We start from the raw sequence: 16,015 nt of genomic DNA, 5'->3' as shown, positions 1-16,015 counted from the left end.
ACCATAAATATCCTCATTATAGTTAGAGTAATGACGCACAATATAACCTTGCGACTTATTATCTTTGTCGAACGCTTCTTCAATTACACAAGAATAACCTACATCCGGTGTATTCAGATTAGTAACTGATGGGAAAAACCTCCCTTTGATTTGAGATATAACGATATTGCATTCTTAGGATCAGGCTCCTTATCTCCATCCTTAAGAGTATACACCATCTCATTAACAGGAAGACTTTTCAATATTCCACTACTTTTTCCAAATCGGTCACGAGTATTCGAATAGTAATATTGCTTGGCACCGAGTACATTATCTTCATTATCCAGATTGGTAATACGCCGAATACGCAAACCGCCTGCAGTACCACTTTTGTCTGTTAATGACATCAAAGAAGGAGCTACCACTTTTGAATAGTTGTTCAATTCATATTCAAAACGGCTTTTTCCACCTGTTGGATAAATGACTTCCGTCAAGACCTCTGCCAAAGTATATTGCAAACTACTATAAGTCTGAGAAAAATTAGGTATCTCGGCAAAAGCAACACTTCCTCCTGTATAATATCCCCACGAATCGGCAATCGGGCGTACATAATCATTTGGCATACGTTTTTCCGAATTATAAAGAAAACGATATTCAGGTACGCGACCTCCGGTCAAATTCTCAGGTATATTATACCAAGTAAGAAAATAAAATCCATGTGGGTGCCATACATAGTTAGGGATCAAATCCGGATTCCCTGAACGTTCCGTAATTAAAGACAATTTAGTACGATTATTCCTTGCATAGTCAAAATATATAGTTTTCAAAGCCTTGGAGTTCTTTCCTTTCACATAAATACAATGAAGAATTTTATGTTGTAGTTTTGATTTAATCGATTGACGCAATGTTGCCTGATCAGTATTATCAATTTGGTTTCCTAAAAACAGAGTAAATTGATTAGCCGGGTCTTCAAAATTCATGTTATCTATATCCTGACGGTCATAATTTGCATTGTCTTTCCATGCCAAATAACTATCAACAAACTTATCTCCATATCCGTATTCATTGTAATAATTGAATTCCAATATCTCGTTAGGTGTTTTTATAGTCTTTAAATTAACTGGGAAAAGCAGATACCCAGTCATCCCTGAACGCCCACTTTGTATACCACTATAAGTGCATGGTATGTTGGTCACCACTTTCTGTTGGGGTACATAACGAAGATCACACATGATAGCTGAAGTGTCATAACTGAATTCTATTACCCGCTTGTCTACGGTTGTTATTTTGGACAACCTCCAGGTAGTAGCTATTAAATCACTGTTATAGCGGGCATAATAAGGAATACTATATTCAGTAGCGTTGATTCCACCAAATTCATACCTGCATCCATCAGGAGTAATCAGCGTAAATTTATTGAAAAAACGATTGTTTCTTGTGCTTGCTCCCCATCTCCTTACATCAAGACGTTTTCCGACTTCCGACAAACTAAGAAAGCCTTCCCCATCAACAGGATTAAATTCCACACGTATATCCTGATCAGAAACAACATTCCACTCTCCATTACCGGCATAGTAGAAATTTCCAGAATAACCACAAACACTAAACGAAAATTCGTCAGCAGTTAATTCATAATAATCATTTTCCGTGCTTTGTATATGCATCGTTTCTGCTTTAAACTGTTCATTACTGATATTTTTCAATTTAGAAGCATGTGCATAATAACCCGGAGCATATCCATTTGATTGACATTTCTCATCATACATTCCACGAACAGAACGTGTAATATAGCCGCCTGCTATAAGATTCCATCCAAGTCCAAGACAACCAGACTGGGAATTAGGCTTTACCGAAGCCAAATGATAACTTGCAGCAAGTGGTAACGAATAGTTACCAGCTTTCAATTCATAAATAGGCACGGATATATCCGGAACTCCCGTATATAAACTAACTGGAACTTTTCCATATTCTCCCAAACCGGCTATTTCCGGACTGGGTACATTTTTAATAGGTATTTGTTGCTGACCTATACAGTTGAAACTGAATATTGCCAGAAAAACAAATACTGATAGTAGTCTTTTTTTCATATTCTTTGATATATAATAGTTTCTTAAATAAAATCACAATACTAAGAAACTCCCTGCCCGATAAAGTAGCGCGCATATTCCCATGACAGGGAGTTCCCGTTAATTACTTCTTTTACAGATTCATCGCATTAGCACCCAAAACGCCTGCCACAGCCGACGCTACCGCGATAACCACCTTCAGGATCATATCCCATACAGATCTCTTCATTGCCATCATTTACCTCCTTTCTTGTTCTTTAAATAGTTTAGTTTACTCTGTGTTTCTTCCGTACCTTCTGCCGCTAATTCTTTAAATTCCTGCTCGGCATCAAAGCACGGACACGCCTTCATCCACTCTTCCGGTTCTATCTCTCCATTACCGTTCCTGTCCGGCGAGAGATCCCGATGCCCGCACACCCGGCAGCCGGGGAATACCTCCAGCAGCTGATGAATCAGCAGCCGAAGCGCAGCACGCTGTTCCGGAGTCCGGGTATCTGCCGGGCGTCCCCGACAGTCCAGACCACCTTCATAGCAGATTCCGATACTGCTGGCATTAAAACCTTTTGCGTGTGCACCGATGCGTTCGACAGGGCGGGTGAGATGCACCGTTCCGTCTTTGCGGATGTAGTAGTGATAGCCTGTTCCGTTGAAACCGCGGCGGCGGTGCATCAGGTCCAAAGCCTCCGGAGAAAGCGTACGATTCCCCTGCGTGGCGGAACAATGCACCACGATCAAATTGATAATTCTCATGTGAATAAGTGATTACTAGTTAGTTAAGTTTCCGATTTAGTTTAGTCATTCGTTCTTATATTTTGTGTTGTGACGGAAGGTTATACTGTCGGGTCCGGTGCTTCCTCACCATCTCCTTCGCCACCATCGCCGCCACCCGGCTTATTTGTATTTCCACTGCCGGAAGCCGGAGTGTCTGTACGGTCGAAGCGCACACACTTCGCACCGGTCACCAAAGAACGGGTAGCGGTAGTCCGATCGGGGTTCTTGGTGAAGTTGGGAAGGAAACGGACCGTAAGAGAAGCTTGCGCAGCCGACACTTCTTCCGAAGTCTCCACCCCTTTACCGTTGGATTTCATCACCATGCGGAAAGTCCCGAAACCGTCAAGCGACACGCTTTCCGATGCTTGTAGATGCTGCCCCATCACAGTCACCAGGTTATCAAGCGTATTCTTCACATCACCCGGGGAGAGAGACGAGTAAGCGGCAATCTCTTTAGCAATCTGCGAAGTGCTGATATTAGCCGTGTATATCACACGGGGATGAAACATTTTTTTGTGATTTTTGTCTTCCAGAACAGACTGGAATGACTTGTACAATACTGCCATAATCGTAATAGTTTTTTTGTGTTAATAATTTCGTTTAGTTTTGTCCTCAAGCTTAATGACATTGCAAAGATAGGAGCATTATTCAGACTGACCTAATCATTTTTTCAAAGTGCGTTCATAAATTAATTAATTATACTCAGCAGGTAGTGCCCGGGCAATCTGATCTTTCCATTGCTCCCCCGGATGGTGTTAAATCCCTTCCAAACAGGGTTTCCAATAGCTCCGAAGTTACTTTTAAGAATAATGGCATATTGCTCGGAAGGCGGAACTTTATAAAGCCGCAGGTTATCTGTCAGTCCCCGGAAGTTACGTTGCACACCATCGCATGGAGGTTGCAGACAGTCAATATCTTCCTGTGTCACAGCCGTTCTACTTTTCAAATATTTTCCTCCTTCATCTCCTCCTTGAGGAGGGTTAGAGAGGTGGTTTACTTTGTTTTGATTTATTTTTATTTGTTTTCTTTTGTTTTGTGTACCCGATGTTACAATTTCATCCTCCATTGTTACAGAATTGGAGCTTGATGTTACCGTACAGGCGGTCTTGTGATCAGCATCACCGTTTACCGCTTCCGCACATTCGCTATCCAAAGAATCATCCGTACTACTTTTACCGCTCTGAGACGAACGGTATGAGGTGATTTCTTCCGATTCCAGCAGGCAGTATTCCGGCTCTATCAGCGCACTGCTACGCCGCTTGGTGATGAAAAGATACTGCCGCTGGATGTCGGCGGAAGTCAGGATGTTGTATTGCCGGAAAAGTCCGGCATCAAACAAGCCATATTCCACGGACAGACTGATGATACGCTTCACATCATCCAGTTCCGTACTGTAAAGGCTGTCCACAAGCTCCTCGTAAAATTCGTCACCGACAGAGATATAATACCCTTTCCCGGCATAGATGTACGACAGCGTTTCCACCAGTGTGGCAAAGGCAGAATCACCTTCACGTCTCATAATTCGGCGCACCATCCGATCGTGCATAAAGCTGGTGCTCATGGGGAAATAATCCAGTCCCCGTTTTATTCTTCCCATAGCGTATTCAGTTTTTCTTTTTCTTGTTTCCGTGAGATACTTTCTGCCACAACCTGACGGGCATGAAGAATAAGAAGCATCCGCAAAGCGGGGTCTTTCACCTCGGTTATCACCGGATAAGAAACAGGTTTGTTTTCAAATGATGTACATCGTCTCAAATCACGACGCTTGCGGGTGTTTGCCTTGCGACACTCCTTGCAATAATTGTCAAGGGTCCCGGTGCGTTTGTTTGTATAAAAGGCCTCATGCGGTAGCTCCCGTTTGCAGCACCCGCAAATGTGCAGAGATTGATTCATTAAAGGTTCCATATTGATTTTGCGTTTTAAAGTTTTCATGCTTAAATATTTGTTTATGTGATTATCGGACATATAGTTCCTGCATATTGGGGATATATGGCCAGCGTATTGGATCTATAGCTCCTGTATGCAGGATATATAGATGCTGTAAACCAGCTCAATATCACTGGTGTTCATCCGATACAGAATCTTCCGGAAGGGGGTGGATGAGGCATTTTACAACCTTTCATAAACTTTTTGCCGTTTTTCATGGTTATTCTATTTTAAATTTATATTTTTGAAACATATTTCTAAGTTTGCTGCTACAAAGATAAATCAGTTTTCTTACATAAAACAAACGGTTTTGGAAATTAACGCTAAAAAATTACATAACTGACTATCAATGAACGAATAAGAACTTCTAATATCTTTACACTAATTTAAAACAAGAATAAAATGGATACATTTCTAGATGTTTCGGGAATTGTGAAGCGCGCCAAGCAGGCGCTCGACTTTAAAAAGGATAGTGAACTGGCCAGTTACTTAGGTGTTTCACGTGCAACATTATCCAACTGGTGCGCCAGAAACTGGATTGACTTTCATCTGTTGCTCAACAAAATGAGAGATGTAGACCTCAATTGGCTGCTGGTGGGAAAGGGTACGCCCAGACATCAAGCCAAGTTCTGCGAAAGCGATTTAGCAAGCGGTGAGGTCCAGATGATTCACAACCCTAAAACAGTAGAGGCGTTGGACGACCGCAGCGTTGCCCTATATGATATTACAGCTGCCGCCAACCTGAAAACGCTGCTCACCAACAAACGGCAGTATATGGTAGGAAAGATTCAGATTCCAAGCATTCCCTTATGTGACGGAGCCGTCTACATCAGTGGCGACAGCATGTATCCGATACTGAAATCGGGAGACATCGTAGGCTTTAAAGAGATTAACAGTTTCAGCAACCTCATCTACGGTGAGATGTATCTGGTTTCGTTTACTATCGAAGGAGACGAGTACCTGGCGGTGAAGTATGTGAACCGCTCGGAAAAGGAAGGATGCCTCAAGCTGGTAAGCTACAACGCTCATCACGACCCAATGGATATCCCTTTCAGCTCCATCAATGCAATGGCAATCGTGAAATTCTCCATCCGCAGACACATGATGATGTAATTTGAATGACGCTTCTTTTGCTCCGGAAAGAGGAAAAGGGCAAAGTCTAAACGAAGTGAACCCCGAAAGTTTATTGTCTGACTTTCGGGGTTCATTTCATTTTGAAATACCTTCTTTAATATATTGCATGGGCTGACTAAAAAGTCGGCAGTATCTCAAATCTCCTCCTTCGGGAAGGAGGAGTACCCGCAGGGGGAGGTGGTAGGTGAATACATAATCCTTTCATTCACAACAAAATATAGTCAACCTTATTTTACCTACCACCCCGGCTTTCAGCCACCCCTCCTTCCCGAAGGGAGGGGAATTTATGATACTATCGATTTTTTAATCAGTCCCGACATAGAAAATGATATACTAGACTTCTTCTCCTTTCAGCGTAGCCGAACTGGCTTCCGTCACCCGCACATTGACAAAATCGCCGATACGGTGCGTACCTCTGTCGAACACCACCACACGATTCTGCTCCGTACGACCGAACAACTGATCGCGCGAACGTTTGGAAACGCCTTCTACAAGCACTTCATACGTCTTGCCGATGCAACGTTGATTGGACTCTGCAGACAGACGGTTCTGCAAAGCGATAATCTCATTCAGACGGCGAACTTTCACGTCTTCGGGCACATTATCTTCAAGATGCTTTGACGCATACGTCCCCGGACGTTCGGAATATTTGAACATAAAAGCGGCATCATAGCCACATTCCTCCATCAGAGAGAGTGAGAGCTGATGATCCTCTTCCGTTTCGGAATGGAAACCGGAGAAGATATCGGTAGTCAGTCCGCAATCGGGAATGATACGCTTGATAGCGGCTACCCGGTCCAGATACCACTCACGGGTATATTTGCGGTTCATCAGTTTCAAAATGCGGGAGCTGCCGCTCTGCACAGGGAGGTGGATATGCTTGCACACATTCGGCACTTGGGCGATCACTTCCAGCGTTTCATCGCTCATATCCTTCGGATGGGAAGTCGTGAAACGGATGCGCACGCCCGGAGCAGCTTCGGCCACCGTACGGAGCAGCATCGGGAAGGTAACCACTTCGCCCGTCGGCTTCTCGAACCGGTAAGAGTTGACATTCTGCCCCAACAGGGTAACTTCCTTATAACCTTTGGCAACAAGGTCGGCCACTTCATTCAGAATACTTTCCACATCACGGCTGCGTTCGCGTCCGCGTGTATAAGGCACGATACAGTAGGTGCAAAAGTTATTGCATCCGCGCATGATGGATACAAATCCGGAAATGTGGTTGCCGCAGATACGCGACGGAATCACATCACGATAAGTCTCGGTCGTCGAAAGGTCTACGTTGATCGCCTTCTCGCCGGCCTCTACCGCGGCAATCAGTTCGGGCAACGTCAGGTAAGCATCCGGACCGACCACCAGATCGACATGATGGTTCGTAATCAGATCATCCTTCACCCGTTCCGCCATACAGCCCAGTACGCCTACAATCAGGGCCTTCTTCTTTTTCTTCAGCGAATGGAAAAACTCCAGGCGGTTCAGAATCTTCTGCTCCGCATTGTCGCGGATAGAGCAGGTATTCATAAACACTGCGTCGGCCTCTTCCAGCGTTTCGGCTACCGAATAGCCTGCCATCTGCATCACCGAAGCGATCACCTCACTGTCCGCCACGTTCATCTGGCAGCCATAAGTCTCGATAAACAACTTCTTGTTGTCATCAGCAGTTGCGGATTTAAAGTCCGCTCCCGTTAATTCGTTCATATTCAAATCCTGTTTTAAATTTGTCCGCAAAGATACGGCTTCGAAATCAATAAGTGGTAAAATGGTACGAAAATAACGCAAAAACTTGTAGTTCAGGCGTTATTCTGATAATTAATGTTAATGAAATAAACATTTGCGGGGCATATCCTTGCTAAATTTAAATTTATTTTTCACATTTGTGCAATGAAAGAAACATTAGATTTTTTCATAGTTAAGGTTTAGGTTAAAAAAATTAAGGGGAGCTGTGAAGCTGCCCTTTTTTCATAACAAAATGTTAGCTCAAACCAGATATAATGTGTAACTTTGGCAGATTAACTATTTAGAAGTGAAACAGAATGGAAGATTTTTTGAAATTTCTCCTGATAGCAGGTGTCATTCTTGTGGGAATATTCAAAGAGGTGAGCAAGAACAACAAGTCGAAAAAGGCTCAGAATAAACGCCCCGTCCCGCCTGCACCGTCTCCGGTCGAAGTAGATCCTGATGCTACTCCCATACCCGAATTCTGGGGGAGAGGCAGCAGGGCTTTGGACGAACTGCTCCAGCCCATACCTATGGAACAACCGGCTCCCAAACCGGTGCCAAAGAAAAAGAAAAAAGAAGAAGTATCTGTAGCTGCCTCCATAGCAAACAGTTCCGCACAAGATAAACGAAACACGAAGCAAGGTTCCCACTATGACCATCCGGAACCCGCCGGCGAGGAAGATTTCTCCATCCATTCCGTAGAAGAAGCTCGCCGCGCTATTATCTGGGGAGAAATCCTGCAGCGAAAGTATTAAGTGATAAGTATTAACCAACAAATATCAACCGCATTTAACGCGAAATTATACTATTTATGTCATTCAATCGTATTTCGGCAGCAGAAGCTGCAAGCCTGATCAAACATGGCTACAACATCGGTCTGAGCGGATTTACTCCCGCCGGAACTGCAAAGGCTGTTACAGCTGAACTTGCAAAAATTGCAGAAGCGGAACATGCCAAAGGTAATCCATTTCAAGTAGGAATTTTTACAGGTGCTTCTACCGGAGAATCTTGTGACGGCGTTATGTCTCGCGCAAAGGCCATCCGCTACCGCGCTCCTTATACCACCAACTCCGACTTCCGCAAAGCCGTGAATAACGGTGAAATTGCCTACAACGACATCCATCTGTCGCAAATGGCACAGGAAGTGCGCTATGGCTTCATGGGCAAAGTGAACGTAGCCATCATCGAAGCCTGCGAAGTGACTCCGGACGGAAAGATTTATCTGACCGCTGCCGGTGGTATTTCTCCGACTATCTGCCGCCTGGCGGACCAGATCATCGTTGAGTTGAACGCCGCACACAGCAAATCCTGCATGGGTCTGCACGACGTGTACGAACCGCTCGACCCGCCTTACCGCCGCGAAATCCCCATCTACAAGCCGAGTGACCGCATCGGATTGCCTTATATTCAGGTAGACCCGAAAAAGATCGTAGGCGTAGTAGAAACCAACTGGCCGGATGAAGCACGCTCATTTGCCGATGCCGATCCGTTGACTGACAAAATCGGTCAGAACGTTGCCGACTTCCTCGCTGCCGACATGAAGCGTGGCATCATTCCGTCTACTTTCCTTCCGTTGCAGTCGGGCGTAGGAAATATCGCTAACGCCGTGCTCGGTGCACTGGGACGTGACAAGACGATTCCCGCATTCGAAATGTACACAGAGGTTATCCAGAATTCCGTGATCGGATTGATCCGTGAAGGACGTATCAAATTCGGTAGCGCCTGCTCACTGACTGTTACCAACGACTGTCTGGAAGGTATTTACAACGATATGGATTTCTTCCGCGACAAGCTGGTTCTCCGCCCGTCGGAAATCTCAAACAATCCGGAAGTGGTTCGCCGACTGGGTATTATCTCTATCAATACAGCTATCGAAGTGGACTTGTACGGTAACGTAAACTCTACTCATATCGGTGGAACGAAGATGATGAACGGTATCGGTGGCTCGGGAGACTTCACCCGCAATGCTTATATCTCTATCTTCACTTGTCCGTCTGTTGCCAAAGAAGGTAAGATCAGTGCTATCGTCCCGATGGTTTCTCACCTCGACCACAGCGAACACTCCGTGAATATCATTATCACCGAGCAAGGTGTAGCCGACCTGCGTGGCAAGAGCCCGAAGGAACGTGCACAAGCCATCATCGAAAACTGTGCACATCCCGACTATCAACAGCTTCTCTGGGATTATCTCAAACTGGCCGGTGGCAGGGCGCAGACTCCACACGCTATCCAGGCCGCACTCGGCATGCACGCCGAACTGGCCAAGAGCGGGGATATGAAGAATACGAATTGGGCAGAGTATGCCAGATAAGGCATGAAACGTCTGTCGTTCATACTATCATTCATCGTTTGTATTTGCGTTGCAAATACAAACGATGTTTTTTCGCAAAAAAGGGAACTGCAACAGTTCAAGGGAAAGGTGACCAATTTGCAGGGAGAGCCTATGCGTGCCGTAAGCGTCTATATTCCGGGAACCGGTAGATATACTTCCTCGGACATGAATGGAGACTTTTCTGTAGAGGCCAAACATAAAGAGACACTCCGTTTCTCACATATAGGTATGAAAGATGTGCTGATACAATTGGATAAAGATTTTCCATCGGAACTTCTTGTGCGAATGAAGCCGGATACTTTTCAAATTAATAATATATTTATTCAGAAAAAGCAAATCATCAAGGTTAAGCCCGAAGATATGCCTGAGCAAACGATGATTAATTTTATAATCAACGGTCCCGACTTCCCGGGAGGATTAAGCGGGCTCGATGAATTTATCAAGAAAAACATACAATACCCGGAAGAAGCTTTTCAGGCAGGAGAAGAGGGACAAGTCACCGTAGAGTTCACCATCGACGTAAACGGATATGTCAGCGATGCAAAAGTTACCAAAAGCGTATCTGCCAGCTTGGATAAAGAAGCATTACGCATCATCGAATCCATGCCACGATGGAAATCAGGTATGCAACTGGGGCGTCCTGTAGCAGTCCGTATGTCTGTTCCTATAAACTTTGTCATTGAGCAAGACTACCAAGTCATTGATTCGTTACAGGTAAAAACAAATACGTAAGCTGGCATCCGCAACAACAAAGTGCTACTTACATGGAACTGTTGCCAATAAATGGAACGGATAATTACCTTCTGCAACAGTCATCCCGTTTGCAGCATAACACTCACTATTCGGGTCCGGCAGATTTTGTTGCTGTTGCAAGAACTCAATAGAAATAAAAGCAGGGTCCGCTTTCTGCACAGCTTTCCTACTCTGCTTAACATGTTCCTTCGGAAGTCCCGTACTTTGAGACTTTACCATTGACCGTGAAGTTACCAAAGGCTGAGACGGAACTTTCACCTCCCGATAGACAGTATCCACCCGCTCGCGTACGACAATCACCGTATCTGCTACAGCAAGTCTCTCCAAACCAGCTTCCTGCCTGTCTGAAGTAGTCGAAATCCCATAGCCTATTATCCCACCCAACAAACACGCGGCCACCAGCCACCAGGGAGAAATCCCCGAGCGTTTTCCACCTTTCACTTCAAAAGTTTCCCTTTCGGGCGGTTCCTGCTTCGCCTTCATCTTTCCGTCCTTCTGTCTCTCTCTGAGATTCTGTGCAAAAGCAGCATAAGAAACAGGAGGGTGAACTGACTTTACCTGCTCATATTGCTCTTTAGCAGCATGAATCAACTGTTGCATTTCCTGAGACTCTTCCAGTCTTTCTAAATCATCACTTTTCATATTCATCTATTTTTGGGGGTTATAATCTGATAAAGAACGCTGCAATACTTTCAAAGTATAATATAAGCGAGACTTTACCGTACCTTCCGGACAACACAGGATTTGCGCAATCTCCTGTACCGGAAGCTCTTCTTCATAACGCAGCGTATATGCTGCCCGTTGTTCATCTGTCAACCCTGCAAGTACTTTCTTCAACTGCCGGTCGAAAACCTGACGATCATGTGCCACCTCAAACTCAAGCGAGGAATAGCTATCTTCTTCATTGGTATATGATTGTTGTAAACGATACTCGTCTACTATATCACGATGGCGGTACTCATTTTTACAAAGATTATACGCCATCGCAAACGCCCATGTAGAGAACTGTTTTCCATGCTGATAACTGCCTCTTGCCTCATAGACGCGAAGAAACAACTCTTGCAGAAAATCATCCGCCAACGCTCCGTCTGCCGACAGCATTCGCATAAAGAAACCTTTAAACCGGGGAGCATAACGGCAGTAAAGCTCTTCGAATGCTTTCTCATTGTTCCTGAATGCAAAGCGTTCCATTAGCTGTTCGTCTGTTTCGTCGTGGCTGAAAGAAGTGAATAGCATCATGGCTCTACCATTTCTATTAATTGTTGATATTCTTTCCGGTGCTCTTCCTTAAATGAACGAACTATAACAGAAGTTGGTCCTTTTTTTTCCATATCTCTTACATGATCAAAAATTCTATTAAACAACTTCAAATGTTCGGCAGTCTTTGCATCTACCCAAGACTTATTTACAAAACACCCATCATCCATACGATCCACAATATCTAATAATAACTTCTTCAGTCTCAAATATTGATTCTTGTCTCCACTCGTATGATAGAATTGCAAAAGGGGAAGAAAAGAAAGAACATAGGAATCTTCACCACGTGAAATATCCGTAATAATAGGAGACTGTAAATAATCAAGCAAATAAACCTGTTCATAATTTCTTCTTAAAATAGCCATATTATCATATGGTTTTAAGGAATATCTGAATACCAATCCTTCAGAGTAGAGGAAGTCTTTCATTTCCACTACGTCTTGTCTACTTGCAGAATATTGAGAAATATATACAGGACGCTGCTCTTTCTCCGCAAAATACCATGCACCGGGACATTTTACCTTTCCCCGGTCGGGAAAAGTATTTACATCTATTCCTTTTGCTTTCCAAAAGTCGCTCTCTTCCTCCGGATTCATTAACTCACTTAAGTCTACTACTTCCACATCCTTGAACAACCCTGCTCCATACTGAAGCAATACGCTGTAGGCCCATTCGGGACCGGTTCCCGCAAGAATAGCATTCCTTTTCAGCCCTACAAATTCATTATAATAATAAGTCAGGATACTTCGTGAATATAATCCGCTGTCAAACCATTCGCGTGCTATTTCCCTCACCTTATCTATCTGTCCATGCCGTTGATAATACCACATATCATCTCTGTAATCCCTTTCACAATCCCGTCTCAAATAAACAATCTTCTCCTTGATTGCCTCTCTTTTGTCCTTGTCAGAAATCATAACCTCATCATCCAATACTTTATAATACACCCGTGTATCAGGAATGTACTTTTTCATTTTCTTAAGTAAACGAGGCTGTTCTTTCTTCCATAGCAATGTGTCTTCATCCCAAATTCCTTTGCACGCAAGATAGTAATTCTCCCACGCTTTTTCATTTCTCACATCTTTATCGATTTCTAACTTCCATGCATCTTTTTGAACTTGAAACCATTCTTTTCCACAAGGAATAAAGCCTACCAAATCGGGTTCCAAACGTAGCTCAAGACGTTCAGTTCTCAAGGTGTCTATTTTCTGGGCAAACAAAGCCTGCTCAAAACCTATCAAGAGGAATAATATATATATAAGTCTTTTCATAGTCTTTATGAGAAGAACGATTAGAAATTAATACTTTTAAGATACCGTTCACGTACTTCCTCATTGTAATAATCCGCTTTCTTAATGATAGATTCCAATAAAGCATGAAGCTTATCATAATGAGTCACATCATCTGATTCCTTATAAAACTGGAGAAGGGACTTGAAAGCCGGTACATAATATATGCTAAGCATTTTTACTCCTTTCAAATCAAGACAAACATTCGTCAACGTCTCAGGATAAAAAGACTCGTATAAGTAATCTAACAGATAAGTATTCTCATAATTGCGACGCATGATAGCCAGATTATCATAAGGTTTGGCAGAATATCTCATTAACAGACCTTCAGTATATAAATGGTCTTTCAGCAGATCTTTCACAGCTTCATTGGTTGAGACAGAGATATAAATGGGACGGTTGGTATATTTGGCAATATGCTCTATACGTTTTTTGATTTCATTTGCAAATGTTGCCGTAGGAGTTTTACTTTTATAAAATTCAGGGTCAGTATCTTTGAACTCCGGTATGCCTAATTCCTCCGTAAGCCTGTTCATAGAAAATGAAGGAAGGATTAAACCTGAAAGGATTACTTTTTTATCATCAAACAATCCCTTTCCATATTGAAGCAGATAACTTCCAAACAGCGTCCAATTAACATCAGTAAATATCAATGCGTCCTTTTCGGCAGAAGCCAATTCATTATAGGTATAATTTAAAGACTGAACAGGATATGCACCTGATTGATACCACCGGGTAGAAATGTCTTTCAGCCTATCCTTATTGCTAAAAGACAAGCCCATATAAACAGGATAATGCATCACAGCATCAGGCCACTTATCTATAATTTCATCAAAAGTCATATCATTTTTTCCAAAAGGTAAAATCATATTCTGTATTAAGGCATAAGTAGCAGTATTGGGTATCTCTTTTTTCATTTTGTCCATCATCTCATTGATTTCCTTTTCTATATCATCGCCGGGAGTAAGCGATTTGAGTGTTTGAATCGTTCGTGTATAAGACATCCATGCTTTTTCATCTTTAGGGTTTTCATAGATCTTCTGTTTCCATTCCCGGGCCTGATTCTGAATTACAGGAATCTGAGATGCAATAGAGTCCGGGACCCAGCTTGCCTTGTTTTGAGAATAAACCTGTGCTGTACAATAGCACAATAAGACAAGTAACAAGTATTTGATAGTTTTCATTATTCACTCTTTTATTAAATTCAACATTGCTTAATTAGAACCGTTCTGACAAAGCATACACGCGAGCAAAGCAAACGTTCAAATAAAAGAGTACTTTTTCAGCAAATATTTATCATTTCTATCAACAACCTTATTCAATGCTCATTTCAATGTCCGATAATCACCTCACAAACCTTATCCTGAAACGCCCTCGCCTTGGCAGCCGAAAGCACATTCTGATTCATAATGGCAAAAGCCAAGGTATGTCCGTTCTTCATCTTCAGATAACCGGCAAGAGCATTGATAGCCGTAAACGAACCGGTCTTTGCATGGACATTTCTGAATGCGGGAGTATTCTTCATTCTGTTTTTCAGCGTTCCGTCTATTCCGGCAACAGGAAGGGACTTATACAGTTTCTGAAAAACATCGGATTGTGAATAGGCATATTTCAGAAAATCGACCAACAGGGCAGGAGACAGGTAATTATAATTAGACAATCCGCAGCCATCCGCGATCTTATAGTCTTTCGGATCGTGCCCGAGGTTACGAACTAGTTTCATAATCTCAACAATGCCATCCTCCGCCGTTACACGTTTCTTTCCTGTAGCTTGTGACGCAATCCGGCAAAGCATTGCTTCCGCATTCAGATTATCACTTTCCTTCATCAGCTGATTCAAGACTTTCTGCACCGGAGTCTCCCAGCGAGCCATCTGCTCTGCTCCATCGGACGGTAATTCGGTAAAACCGTACGATTCGGGAACCACGATTCCTTTAGCACGGAGACGTTCTAAAAAAGCGTGCATAAAGAAGCTCCCTGAATCATAGACATTTATCAAATCCTTTCTAAACGTAGGAACATTGCCTGTTACGATCAGATTATTCCCATTGGTCAACCAGTCTCTCGATAATGAATATTTTCCGGCAGAAGGAGTACGTGTCTTTGTCCGGTTCGTCAAGGTATAATAAGAAGACACAGGTTTACAGGAAACGCTTGCCGTATCTCCTTGCAGAGAGCCGGGAACCACCGTCACTTCCACAGCACCCTTACAAAACATCAACGGAGACATATAAGGCTGATAAGCCTCCGGAGTATCATCCCATGCCCATCCGTGCCCCCAATAAAGGGAATCTTTCATCGAAACATCGCCATACACCTGTCCGTTGATTACCGAAAAAGGGAAGGTGATTACTTCTTCGATCAATGAATCCATCATCAAACTGTCAAATTCCGGATCGAATCCACCGACAACGTATAAGTTGCCTTGCAACGTATCATGCTCTATCACCCCGTCGTGCCAGACTTCCGTACGGAAAGGATTGTCCGCATCGGGGCGGGAGAGAGCCGTAATAGCCGTGAGCAGCTTCATGGTAGAAGCCGGGCGGGAGAGTTTCGTATCACGATAAGTATATAATGACTTCTTCGCCGTCAGGTCATACACGGAGATGCCGACTTCGGATGCTTCGGGAAGCATTCTTTTGATTAATGAATCAATCTGAGAAAAATTTGCCTGTCCCCATACGGATGCGGGCAACAGGGCAACTGATAAAACCAAAAACAACAAATACTTCTTCATCAACCTTCTACATTAACTTTCATGCTACTTCAGATTCTTCCGTATCTTG

The 16,015-nt window shown here is 43.4% G+C and carries 16 protein-coding genes; 4 read left to right on the top strand and 12 right to left on the bottom strand.

Annotated features, from left to right (window positions below):
- Window positions 1-113: 113 nt before the first annotated feature.
- From ACHLI0_RS13580 to ACHLI0_RS13555, 6 genes are all read right to left on the bottom strand, one after another.
- Window positions 114-2,066, bottom strand: a complete 1,953-nt coding sequence (locus tag ACHLI0_RS13580; RefSeq protein ID WP_490749385.1) for a hypothetical protein — start codon at window positions 2,064-2,066, stop codon at window positions 114-116.
- Window positions 2,067-2,178: 112 nt separating this feature from the next.
- On the bottom strand, window positions 2,179-2,274 hold the full coding sequence (locus ACHLI0_RS13575; protein ID WP_149192781.1) for a smalltalk protein: 96 nt from the start codon (window positions 2,272-2,274) through the stop codon (window positions 2,179-2,181).
- 5 nt (window positions 2,275-2,279) lie between these two features.
- Window positions 2,280-2,795, bottom strand: coding sequence for an N-acetylmuramoyl-L-alanine amidase (locus tag ACHLI0_RS13570; protein WP_258970833.1), 516 nt, complete (start codon window positions 2,793-2,795; stop codon window positions 2,280-2,282).
- An 80-nt stretch (window positions 2,796-2,875) separates the two neighbouring features.
- Window positions 2,876-3,382 (bottom strand): HU family DNA-binding protein, encoded by a 507-nt coding sequence (locus ACHLI0_RS13565; protein ID WP_016269189.1) that lies wholly within the window; start codon window positions 3,380-3,382, stop codon window positions 2,876-2,878.
- 122 nt (window positions 3,383-3,504) lie between these two features.
- The gene (locus tag ACHLI0_RS13560) at window positions 3,505-4,413 is read right to left on the bottom strand and encodes a DUF4373 domain-containing protein (RefSeq protein ID WP_258970831.1); all 909 of its coding nucleotides are present in this window, start codon (window positions 4,411-4,413) and stop codon (window positions 3,505-3,507) included.
- Window positions 4,401-4,721, bottom strand: coding sequence for a hypothetical protein (locus ACHLI0_RS13555; protein ID WP_008767435.1), 321 nt, complete (start codon window positions 4,719-4,721; stop codon window positions 4,401-4,403). The genes ACHLI0_RS13560 and ACHLI0_RS13555 overlap by 13 nt, the downstream gene beginning before the upstream one ends.
- Before the next feature lie 423 nt (window positions 4,722-5,144).
- Here ACHLI0_RS13555 and ACHLI0_RS13550 point away from each other — a divergent pair, with 423 nt between their 5' ends.
- Window positions 5,145-5,855: a helix-turn-helix domain-containing protein gene (locus ACHLI0_RS13550; protein ID WP_490749384.1), complete on the top strand. Its 711-nt coding sequence runs from the start codon at window positions 5,145-5,147 to the stop codon at window positions 5,853-5,855.
- 354 nt (window positions 5,856-6,209) lie between these two features.
- Here ACHLI0_RS13550 and miaB read toward each other — a convergent pair whose 3' ends face one another.
- Complete coding sequence (gene miaB / locus ACHLI0_RS13545) at window positions 6,210-7,577, bottom strand: tRNA (N6-isopentenyl adenosine(37)-C2)-methylthiotransferase MiaB (RefSeq protein ID WP_008762807.1); 1,368 nt, start codon at window positions 7,575-7,577, stop codon at window positions 6,210-6,212.
- Window positions 7,578-7,912: 335 nt separating this feature from the next.
- Between miaB and ACHLI0_RS13540 the strand changes: the two genes are divergently transcribed.
- The 3 genes from ACHLI0_RS13540 to ACHLI0_RS13530 are packed head-to-tail and all read left to right on the top strand — an operon-like array spanning window position 7,913 to window position 10,662.
- A complete protein-coding gene (locus tag ACHLI0_RS13540; protein WP_490749383.1) occupies window positions 7,913-8,353 on the top strand; it encodes a ferrichrome ABC transporter substrate-binding protein in 441 nt (146 codons plus the stop codon).
- Window positions 8,354-8,409: 56 nt separating this feature from the next.
- Entirely contained in the window at window positions 8,410-9,909 is a 1,500-nt protein-coding gene (locus tag ACHLI0_RS13535; RefSeq protein ID WP_490749382.1) for a butyryl-CoA:acetate CoA transferase, read from the top strand.
- Between the two features lie 3 nt (window positions 9,910-9,912).
- Window positions 9,913-10,662, top strand: a complete 750-nt coding sequence (locus ACHLI0_RS13530; RefSeq protein WP_258970821.1) for a TonB family protein — start codon at window positions 9,913-9,915, stop codon at window positions 10,660-10,662.
- 24 nt (window positions 10,663-10,686) lie between these two features.
- On the opposite strand, the gene ACHLI0_RS13525 is transcribed toward ACHLI0_RS13530, so the two are convergent.
- The 5 genes from ACHLI0_RS13525 to dacB all read right to left on the bottom strand — a co-directional run bounded on the left by ACHLI0_RS13525 (window position 10,687) and on the right by dacB (window position 15,966).
- Window positions 10,687-11,325: a hypothetical protein gene (locus ACHLI0_RS13525; RefSeq protein ID WP_490749381.1), complete on the bottom strand. Its 639-nt coding sequence runs from the start codon at window positions 11,323-11,325 to the stop codon at window positions 10,687-10,689.
- Between the two features lie 6 nt (window positions 11,326-11,331).
- Window positions 11,332-11,922 (bottom strand): RNA polymerase sigma factor, encoded by a 591-nt coding sequence (locus ACHLI0_RS13520; protein WP_414198518.1) that lies wholly within the window; start codon window positions 11,920-11,922, stop codon window positions 11,332-11,334.
- Window positions 11,919-13,211, bottom strand: coding sequence for a hypothetical protein (locus tag ACHLI0_RS13515; RefSeq protein ID WP_490749380.1), 1,293 nt, complete (start codon window positions 13,209-13,211; stop codon window positions 11,919-11,921). Before ACHLI0_RS13515 ends, ACHLI0_RS13520 begins: the two co-directional genes overlap by 4 nt.
- Before the next feature lie 20 nt (window positions 13,212-13,231).
- Complete coding sequence (locus ACHLI0_RS13510; RefSeq protein WP_490749379.1) at window positions 13,232-14,413, bottom strand: hypothetical protein; 1,182 nt, start codon at window positions 14,411-14,413, stop codon at window positions 13,232-13,234.
- 146 nt (window positions 14,414-14,559) lie between these two features.
- Window positions 14,560-15,966, bottom strand: coding sequence for a D-alanyl-D-alanine carboxypeptidase/D-alanyl-D-alanine endopeptidase (dacB, locus tag ACHLI0_RS13505; RefSeq protein WP_490749378.1), 1,407 nt, complete (start codon window positions 15,964-15,966; stop codon window positions 14,560-14,562).
- Window positions 15,967-16,015 lie beyond the last annotated feature (49 nt).

The sequence above is a fragment of the Bacteroides sp. RCH18 genome, from assembly GCF_058231005.1.
This window is presented reverse-complemented; position numbering and strand designations above follow the sequence as displayed.

Bases quoted from the DNA above. Each gene is read 5' to 3' on its own strand.
- ACHLI0_RS13580 (WP_490749385.1), bottom strand. From the start codon at position 2,066: ATGAAAAAAAGACTACTATCAGTATTTGTTTTTCTGGCAATATTCAGT.
- ACHLI0_RS13575 (WP_149192781.1), bottom strand. From the start codon at position 2,274: ATGAAGAGATCTGTATGGGATATGATCCTGAAGGTGGTTATCGCGGTA.
- ACHLI0_RS13570 (WP_258970833.1), bottom strand. From the start codon at position 2,795: ATGAGAATTATCAATTTGATCGTGGTGCATTGTTCCGCCACGCAGGGG.
- ACHLI0_RS13565 (WP_016269189.1), bottom strand. From the start codon at position 3,382: ATGGCAGTATTGTACAAGTCATTCCAGTCTGTTCTGGAAGACAAAAAT.
- ACHLI0_RS13560 (WP_258970831.1), bottom strand. From the start codon at position 4,413: ATGGGAAGAATAAAACGGGGACTGGATTATTTCCCCATGAGCACCAGC.
- ACHLI0_RS13555 (WP_008767435.1), bottom strand. From the start codon at position 4,721: ATGGAACCTTTAATGAATCAATCTCTGCACATTTGCGGGTGCTGCAAA.
- ACHLI0_RS13550 (WP_490749384.1), top strand. From the start codon at position 5,145: ATGGATACATTTCTAGATGTTTCGGGAATTGTGAAGCGCGCCAAGCAG.
- miaB (WP_008762807.1), bottom strand. From the start codon at position 7,577: ATGAACGAATTAACGGGAGCGGACTTTAAATCCGCAACTGCTGATGAC.
- ACHLI0_RS13540 (WP_490749383.1), top strand. From the start codon at position 7,913: ATGGAAGATTTTTTGAAATTTCTCCTGATAGCAGGTGTCATTCTTGTG.
- ACHLI0_RS13535 (WP_490749382.1), top strand. From the start codon at position 8,410: ATGTCATTCAATCGTATTTCGGCAGCAGAAGCTGCAAGCCTGATCAAA.
- ACHLI0_RS13530 (WP_258970821.1), top strand. From the start codon at position 9,913: ATGAAACGTCTGTCGTTCATACTATCATTCATCGTTTGTATTTGCGTT.
- ACHLI0_RS13525 (WP_490749381.1), bottom strand. From the start codon at position 11,325: ATGAAAAGTGATGATTTAGAAAGACTGGAAGAGTCTCAGGAAATGCAA.
- ACHLI0_RS13520 (WP_414198518.1), bottom strand. From the start codon at position 11,922: ATGATGCTATTCACTTCTTTCAGCCACGACGAAACAGACGAACAGCTA.
- ACHLI0_RS13515 (WP_490749380.1), bottom strand. From the start codon at position 13,211: ATGAAAAGACTTATATATATATTATTCCTCTTGATAGGTTTTGAGCAG.
- ACHLI0_RS13510 (WP_490749379.1), bottom strand. From the start codon at position 14,413: ATGAAAACTATCAAATACTTGTTACTTGTCTTATTGTGCTATTGTACA.
- dacB (WP_490749378.1), bottom strand. From the start codon at position 15,966: ATGAAGAAGTATTTGTTGTTTTTGGTTTTATCAGTTGCCCTGTTGCCC.